The 7221-nt window shown below is 43.1% G+C and carries 14 protein-coding genes; 12 read left to right on the forward strand and 2 right to left on the reverse strand.

All coding sequences use genetic code 11. The features are described 5' to 3' along the window. Window positions 1-133 precede the first annotated feature (133 nt). The 5 genes from HMPREF1207_RS29555 to HMPREF1207_RS30630 all read left to right on the forward strand — a co-directional run bounded on the left by HMPREF1207_RS29555 (window position 134) and on the right by HMPREF1207_RS30630 (window position 1648). Entirely contained in the window at window positions 134-295 is a 162-nt protein-coding gene (locus HMPREF1207_RS29555) for a hypothetical protein (RefSeq protein WP_016424242.1), read from the forward strand. Continuing rightward, the gene (locus HMPREF1207_RS27820; RefSeq protein ID WP_009673030.1) at window positions 288-596 is read left to right on the forward strand and encodes a hypothetical protein; all 309 of its coding nucleotides are present in this window, start codon (window positions 288-290) and stop codon (window positions 594-596) included. Before HMPREF1207_RS29555 ends, HMPREF1207_RS27820 begins: the two co-directional genes overlap by 8 nt. 94 nt (window positions 597-690) lie before the next feature. Beyond that, window positions 691-852, forward strand: coding sequence for a hypothetical protein (locus HMPREF1207_RS30075; RefSeq protein ID WP_009673023.1), 162 nt, complete (start codon window positions 691-693; stop codon window positions 850-852). An 86-nt stretch (window positions 853-938) separates the two neighbouring features. Continuing rightward, window positions 939-1523 (forward strand): hypothetical protein, encoded by a 585-nt coding sequence (locus tag HMPREF1207_RS27825; RefSeq protein WP_016424243.1) that lies wholly within the window; start codon window positions 939-941, stop codon window positions 1521-1523. Further along, window positions 1520-1648, forward strand: coding sequence for a hypothetical protein (locus HMPREF1207_RS30630; protein WP_016424244.1), 129 nt, complete (start codon window positions 1520-1522; stop codon window positions 1646-1648). The genes HMPREF1207_RS27825 and HMPREF1207_RS30630 overlap by 4 nt, the downstream gene beginning before the upstream one ends. An 8-nt stretch (window positions 1649-1656) precedes the next feature. Here the strand turns inward: HMPREF1207_RS30630 and HMPREF1207_RS27830 are convergent, their stop codons facing one another. Then, complete coding sequence (locus tag HMPREF1207_RS27830) at window positions 1657-2418, reverse strand: hypothetical protein (RefSeq protein WP_009673026.1); 762 nt, start codon at window positions 2416-2418, stop codon at window positions 1657-1659. A gap of 128 nt (window positions 2419-2546) precedes the next feature. Here HMPREF1207_RS27830 and HMPREF1207_RS29560 point away from each other — a divergent pair, with 128 nt between their 5' ends. The 7 genes from HMPREF1207_RS29560 (at window position 2547) to HMPREF1207_RS27855 (ending at window position 6183) form a co-directional block, all read left to right on the forward strand. Continuing rightward, window positions 2547-2741 carry a hypothetical protein gene (locus tag HMPREF1207_RS29560; RefSeq protein ID WP_138918154.1) on the forward strand — a complete coding sequence of 65 codons (195 nt, stop codon included), beginning with the start codon at window positions 2547-2549 and terminating at the stop codon, window positions 2739-2741. A 100-nt stretch (window positions 2742-2841) separates the two neighbouring features. Then, the gene (locus tag HMPREF1207_RS30080; RefSeq protein WP_009673032.1) at window positions 2842-3003 is read left to right on the forward strand and encodes a hypothetical protein; all 162 of its coding nucleotides are present in this window, start codon (window positions 2842-2844) and stop codon (window positions 3001-3003) included. 35 nt (window positions 3004-3038) lie between these two features. Further along, entirely contained in the window at window positions 3039-3527 is a 489-nt protein-coding gene (locus HMPREF1207_RS27835) for a hypothetical protein (protein WP_016424245.1), read from the forward strand. 132 nt (window positions 3528-3659) lie between these two features. Continuing rightward, window positions 3660-3938, forward strand: coding sequence for a hypothetical protein (locus HMPREF1207_RS27840; protein WP_009673027.1), 279 nt, complete (start codon window positions 3660-3662; stop codon window positions 3936-3938). A gap of 23 nt (window positions 3939-3961) precedes the next feature. After that, window positions 3962-4147, forward strand: coding sequence for a hypothetical protein (locus tag HMPREF1207_RS27845; protein WP_016424246.1), 186 nt, complete (start codon window positions 3962-3964; stop codon window positions 4145-4147). An 18-nt stretch (window positions 4148-4165) separates the two neighbouring features. Next, window positions 4166-5239 carry a tyrosine-type recombinase/integrase gene (locus tag HMPREF1207_RS27850; protein WP_009673024.1) on the forward strand — a complete coding sequence of 358 codons (1074 nt, stop codon included), beginning with the start codon at window positions 4166-4168 and terminating at the stop codon, window positions 5237-5239. A 683-nt stretch (window positions 5240-5922) separates the two neighbouring features. Next, on the forward strand, window positions 5923-6183 hold the full coding sequence (locus HMPREF1207_RS27855) for a hypothetical protein (protein WP_009673044.1): 261 nt from the start codon (window positions 5923-5925) through the stop codon (window positions 6181-6183). 309 nt (window positions 6184-6492) lie between these two features. On the opposite strand, the gene HMPREF1207_RS30085 is transcribed toward HMPREF1207_RS27855, so the two are convergent. Continuing rightward, window positions 6493-7221, reverse strand: a 729-nt coding sequence (locus tag HMPREF1207_RS30085; protein ID WP_036740765.1) for a hypothetical protein, incomplete at its 5' end; no start/stop codon positions are given.

Consider the following 7221-nt stretch of genomic DNA (forward strand, 5'->3'; position numbering starts at 1 on the left):
AATTTTATGGTTCTAGTGGTGCTTGTCATGTTTGTTTGGCTGGCCTGGGAACTTGTTAGACCCGTTTATTGAGGCTTATATAGCAATGTTGAACTTGTTCGGAAATATGTAGCACAAAAGTGAGGAATGAGCGATGGGTCCAGGTAGACCAGCGCAAGTTTGTGAAACCGAAGAACTGGTTCAAGAGTTTGAGGTGGCCAGCCGCGGTGAAGATTACGAATTTGCCTTGTGTGCGCTCTACAAGTTGGTAAAAATGAATAAAGTGCCAAAAGACATGGGGGCTACCAATGTTTAATATCTCTGAAGTAAAATCTCTAGAAAATGAGCTAACAAAAGATGAATGGGCAGCGATAGAGTCCTGTCTATATCAAAAAGTTAAAAAAGCGGCATCCGCTGTTGAACATGCAATAAAGAGTTCAGACAAGGCTACAGCTTCCATATTCAAACGTGAGCTAGATGTAGCTTACTCAGCATTTGAAAAAGTCGCATTTATTGTTTATGTCCTTTCTAAAAAAGAATCTGTACAAAGTTTGAGCAGAGTAGAGTTTTTAGAAAAATTAAAGAAAGATATGAGGCAAGAATTTAGTGTAATTTAACATAAAATATCTGAAAAAATGTGTTTGACCTTTTACTTAAATGAGTTGTGATTCTATGAGGAAACTTATCGGTCCTGTATTGGAGGTAAGAAGAATGAAGGAAGAAATGGATAAAAAAACGAGAGAGCTTTTAACGGAGTCAAGAAAATTTGGTATAAGCAATATTCTTGGCCAGTGCAGCACCTGTCAGAAATACAAAGCGATTCATAACGTCTTAGATGGAAAAAAGGTTTGTACGGATTGTTATACAACTTAATGAATTAACAAGGGTGTTATTCGACGCTTGGGAGTGGGCGGCTGAAAGGCAGCGTCAAGTATCTTAATAAGGGGCGTGCATTGTTAATGAATAGCGTTGAAGATCTATATGATAAGGTGCTTTATTACAAAGGAAGGGTCTGGACAATCTATGCCCTTGACGGGAACCACGATGGCGTTTTCGCTTTCCAAGGTTTGAAACCTTATACTTCATTCAAATACGACTCGTATAGCCACGATAGAAACATCTCATATTTAAAGATGGCAGAAGCATTAGAGTGTATTATCGAGGAAGAAAAGATTGCAGAGTGCGTCCATCTTGAGAGGAAAGCGGACGCTAAGAAACTGAGCAAAAAGATGGCTGTAGACTTCCTTGCCCATCTTACTGGTCATACTGTTGGGAAGATCGACGGTGAAGTTGAGGAGCAACACAATGGTTTCACGGTCGTGCTAGGACAGGTGCGTTACGATCTTTGGAAGATGGACGGCAGGTTACATTTGCACCATTACATGCATGGGACTACCACTGGAACGACTTTTGACTTTGTTACATGGAAGGTCGACACCAACTATGAGGACAAGCAGCGTAGACAATCTCAGCGAGAAGAAAAAGAATTGATTATCGAAGAGTACAAACATTATCACCATTGTAAATGTGATGCAACAAAATGAACAGGGAACTGACTGACATACGGATGATACCGGATCCGATTCCGGCAAAAGGGCAGCAGGGATTGTGGAACTGGAATGACGGACAGCTTGAACAACTGAAATACATGGGAATCGTGTACATGTAAATATCGAACTACTTCGTTGTAGTGGCATTATGCAACGAACGGAAATAATCTGCATACCCTGAGTAAACACCTAATTGAATTAAATTGTCTATTTCAATCCAATCAGCCTCCGGGAGAGTTATCGTAATTGGTTTTTTTACTCCAAGACTCTTACGTCCTGCGCCATTACGTTTGCCACCACGCCTAGGTGTGGCCGCCGACACCGGTTCTTGCTTGGGCAAAGAGTCGATCCGTTTATCAATCTCGGACATGTAAATATTCGCTAATTCTATGTAACTGCCAGCGGGAATTTTTTTGTCGAGAAACAACAAATTCATTTTCGTAATTTTAATTTCCATACCGTTATAAAAGCGAAAATCATTTTTTTGCTTAATTTGTTGGTCAATCAGAATTATGGTTCGTCTCGTAGCTTCCATAGTTTGTTCCGGCGTATGTCCGGCAGGCAAACTTTTTTGAAATGGGATGTATTTTTCAATATCCTCAAGCAATTCGGGATAAAGACCATCGCAGTATTGTTGCTTGGTTTTCGGAGCGAGTTCTTTGGTCAGAAAGTCGAACTGAGATTCTAAACTATCGTAGTCAAAATTAAATTTCCACATTAGCTCCGGGCTCCAAAGAACATCAGCGTTTTTTGAGGGAATTTGGGTGGCAAACTGCTTGATGAATGCTTTCATTTGGGCATCAGCATAGTAAGCCTGGCTCAGTTGATTTGCTTCAGCCTTCATTTTCCGTAGCTCAGCAAGCTTTTTATTAAAAAGTTTAATAGACATTTTTAAAGCACCACCTTTTTGAAATAGATTTCCTAAATCAATAATATCACGAACAATTGAATTAGACAATCTAAATCAAAATCGAAAAACATTGCTTAAAACTTACAGTTAAGGGGGGGATTACCCTATTGCAAATTATTGGTTGGCTAGTATATTTTGCAGGTACTGACCATGATCCAGAAGCAATGAAGGCACTCATGAGTATCCCGGTCACTGAAATTATAAATCCTACTCTAAAAACAGACTTACTTAAAGTTTTTAATGATGGTTGCTCTGACGCTGCTCATACTCATGGGAATTACATCAGCCTTGCATATCATTAGTGAGAGCAGACGAAGGTGTGCGTGCGATAAGAAGAGATGAACCTCTATGAGGAAACGAATCGCACAAAATGAATATAGTCCTGTATTGGAGGTAAGAAGAATGAAGGAAGAAATGGATAAAAAAACGAGAGAGCTTCTAACTGAGTCAAGAAAATTTGGTATAAGCAATATTCTTGGCCAGTGCAGTACCTGTCAGAAATACAAAGCGATTCATAACTTCTTAGATGGAAAAAAGGTTTGTACGGATTGTTATACATCATAATGAATAAGTTGAAACGACGAAAGTAGGTTGGCTTAATGTTCGAAAAAAAAGATATTTTCCTGGCCTTTCTTAAAACTTTTAGTCTGATTATATTTTGTCTTATCGTTGTAAGCTCTTTTATGATTTCATTATTCGCTTTGATTGGTTTGGTAATTACTACATCATGGATTGCGGATCGTTTGGCAATCCCTAAATACATTACCTTTTTTTCAATACTAATTAGTTCATTGGTTTTTATGCACTATGTTATGAATTCTAAATTTTATGAGCGTGAGGGTAAAGCAAAAAAACTATTTCCTACCGACCAACTAACTGACAGACACCGGAAATTTATTAAATGGGATTTGAAACTGAAATGGCGACCAGATAGTGCAGCCCTTAGCTCTCATCCCTACTTTAATGTAAGAGAGTTTGAAGTAATGGAATTTATACAACTTCATGATAGGAATATCGCTATAATAAATGAACTATATCTGAGTAGTATGAAACGTAAACCAAGAGCGATAATTAATGGGAGAATGTAAATATATCAGATGGCGTAGTGTTTCGAGAGGTTCAGCAGTCACAGAGTACGGAGCAACACGATACACGAAACATGGAGTCTTTGAAGCATGGGCGAAAGGTGAAGTCACTCAGTGAATAGGGAGCGTGGACAAATGAAATGGACAACGGTCTGCTGCGGCGAGCAAAAAGAGTGTTCCAAAGCACTCATTCAAATTACAGCTTGTCCGAAATGTGGTAATAAAGGTTACTGGACTGAAGATACATTATCAAGAACAGCAGAACAGCGCGGCCACCATGCCGTTAATGATATAGATTCACTTTTTAATGAAGGAGATCTACAAATCACTTTCGATGGTAAAAAACTGAATTTGGATGAAAAGGAACGTCTCTTCGATGCTCTGAAAAGAGCCATTCCTCCATCTGAGAAATAATTCGTATATCTGGAGGTGCTCATATGAAATTTCTTAATAGTAATGCGTTGAGATTTTGGATATTACCGTTTGGTGCATTAATGACCATTGTTCTTTCAGGATTATTGGAAAACAAAAATTCCCTTTTGATTGCTTTTATTTTTTGTTTAATCGCAGCTGTTCTAAATTTGATTGCTTTCATTCGTGAATCCAAAAAACAGAGGGAGTAAGGAAGGAGGAGGGCCTATATGACAACCAGAAGCAATATTCTCCGGGCTTATTCTCCAGACGATGACAATATTACAATCTGGCTTTCTAAATACATGGATATGATCCAGGAAGAATCAGCGGACCCCAAAAAAATAGAAAGATGCTTGAAACGATTTGTGAACTTCTTTATTGAGCGGTATGGTCACCAAAAAGTTAGTGCCATAGTAAAGCGCGATGTTGAAGCATGGCTCAAGGTTCTATATGATCCCAAAGAAGCCGGCGGGTTCGGGTTTGTGGCATCTTACGTTAACAGCCACCATTCAGCATTAAAGGGTTTCACGAAATGGCTGCGTGCTGCAGCCCCTCATTTGATGGCGAAAGATCCTATGCACCGTGTAAAACAAATCATGTTGCCGGACCCTGAGCCAAAAACACTTACCCATGAACAAGTTTTGTCGTTAAAAAACATCTGTGATCGGCTCGAACGCTTTCACATGAAAACGGACCGCAAAAAAAAGTCTAGTGATATTAGAGGATACTCGCGGCCCCTACGAGATAGAGCCATTGTGTACGTGCTTTTAAGCACGGGTCTTCGCCGGGAAGAGCTGGTAATGGTTGATCTGGATCAAGTCGTCCCCAGGGATCCACGCTTGTTAAGATCAGCCACCAGCGCCAAAATAGTTAGAGTTCGTGGAAAAGGAAAGACAGAGGGAACCGTCTATCTGTCTGCAGACGCCAGGAATGCAGTTGCCGATTACCTTGAATACGAATGGATAAAAGACGTTTCCAATGAAGCTGCTTCCCCTTTATTTTTGAGTGGGGCTCGACGGCAAAACAGAAATTCTGACGGTCGCATGCATAAACGAACCATTAACAAAATCCTTGAACAAATAGCTGAATGGCACGATGGGGAACAAAAAGATGAATCCAGACATATCTCGCCTTTGCATCCCCACCGGCTGAGACATAGTTTTGCAAATGAGTTGGCGCGAAATCCTAACGTCACTGAGCAGGATCTGCAGCGCTTAATACGACACCGAAATGCACGCTATCTATCAGTCTACACGAAGCCACCAGAAGAACGATCGGCAAGTTTTATAGAAAATCACTGATTCATTTTCTTTTCGAACACGGGACGAATATTATATAAAAAAAGCCTCCTTCCAGGTAGGCTTTTTCTGTTTACCGGTTTTCGACCGGTTTTCGACCGTTTTTTGACCGGTTTTTTACCGTTTATTGACCGGTTAATCCTGCTATAATTTTAATATCGGAATTCAAAAAAGCACATTGCCCATCTGTAAAGATGCGGCGATAGTGCTTTTTTATGTTTTCACCGAAACAAGCTTGTAAATAACCTTCACAGCTATCTATATAAGCGGGAAGGTAGTTACTTCTGCTTGATAGTATCGTATCGAGCATGTTTGTAGGCATATTTCAGAGACGAACTGTAATCATAAGGATATGTACACCTTAAGAGTTCAGTTCTTTTTCGGGTTGCTTATAATGTGTTAGCTGAATGACGAAACGGCCTACTCTATCTTTGTGAACATTATGGCCACGGATCGAGAGTATATTTCCCGCCGTTTGATGAACCATCTAATTGAAGCCGTCAAGCAGCCTTAGCTGAAGCAAATAAAAAAAAGTTTGCCGTTACGGGTTGCAGAAACGCCGTTTTATCATTCTATTCTACGAAGCTCCAAAAAATTTGAAGGAGGTGATGCCATTGATTGATTCAACGCAAGCGTTGTAAGTAAGTCTCGACAAGCAAAAAAAATGATTAATGGAGGTTGTAAATATGTATGAAATTCTAAACGAATTTTTTTCCTCAGATTCAGTAGCAAAACAAATAACGGTCAAGGTAATTGTAGCCATAATCGCAAGTATCTTAAAACAAATTTTCTCGTATTTCTTTACGAAAGCTAAAAAATGGTTTGTTACTTTCAAAGGAAAGCTGAAGCTTAAAAATATCGAGCCACGAAATATCCTTAAAAGAAAATATCCACTGACCAATCAGTGGATATTACAGAAAGACATAACGATTTTAAAGTCAGTATAGAAGGGTAAGAACCAGAAAGGAGCCCCACTCCTTCCTGGTTCTTATTATATTATCTGAACAAAAAAGACTCTACATACTTTAGTCCTGCTTTTTCTGGCGAGATAATCGCTCCGGATCCGGCTCCAGTTGAAGACCACCTTCCAGACACCGCAGAAACGGCTCGGACGTGAGGACACGATCATCTCGATCGGGGCGCAGAAGAACCAGTTCCTGTAGATATTGGCCTCCTGGTGATCTGTTGGACCAACGCGGAAAACGGCGGACGGACGGCGTTGCCCTGGTGATCTGCTGACGAGCCCGGTCCCGGCACTACCGGATTCCGTTTGCAGGGGACGATCGGGCCGCAGTCGGTCGGCAGCTGCTGGGCCTCCTGCAGATCCGCAAGCCGGAGCGACAGCCGGCAGACCGGACGACGTTGGCCAGGTGAGCTGCTGACAAGCGTGGAACCGGTTCCTCCGGATCCCGTCTGCAGGGGATGATTGGCTGCGCAAGAGCCGGCAGCTGCTGGGCCTCCTGCAGATCCGCAGAGCCGCTGCGGCAGCCGACGGACCGGACGGCGTTGGCCAGGCGGCTGCTGACGAGCGCAGAACCGGTGCTTCCGGATCCCGGCTGCAGGGGACGATCGGACTGCGCAAGAGCCCGCAGCTGCTGGGATTCCTGCAGATACGCAGAGCCAGCGCGGCAGATGGCGGACCGGACCGCGTTGGCCAGGTGAGCTGCAGAAGAGCGCGGAACCGGTTCCTCCGGATCCCGGATGCAGGGGACGATCGGGCCCCCGTGGGTCGGCAGCTGCTGGGATTCCTGCAGATACGCAGATCCGGCGCGGCAGACGGCGGACCGGACCGTGTTGGACAGGCGGCTGCTGACGAGCCCGGAACCGATGCTTCCGGGTTCCGTTTGCAGGATACGATCGGGCCGCCGGCGGGTCGGCAGCTGCTGGGCCTCCTGCAGATCCGCAAGCCGGCGCGACAGCCGGCAGACCGGACCGCGTTGGCCAGGTGAGCTGCTGACAAGCGTGGAACCGGTTCCTCCGGATCC

Origin of the sequence: Paenibacillus sp. HGH0039, assembly GCF_000411255.1 — a bacterium.
In the GTDB taxonomy this organism is placed as follows: domain Bacteria; phylum Bacillota; class Bacilli; order Paenibacillales; family NBRC-103111; genus Paenibacillus_F.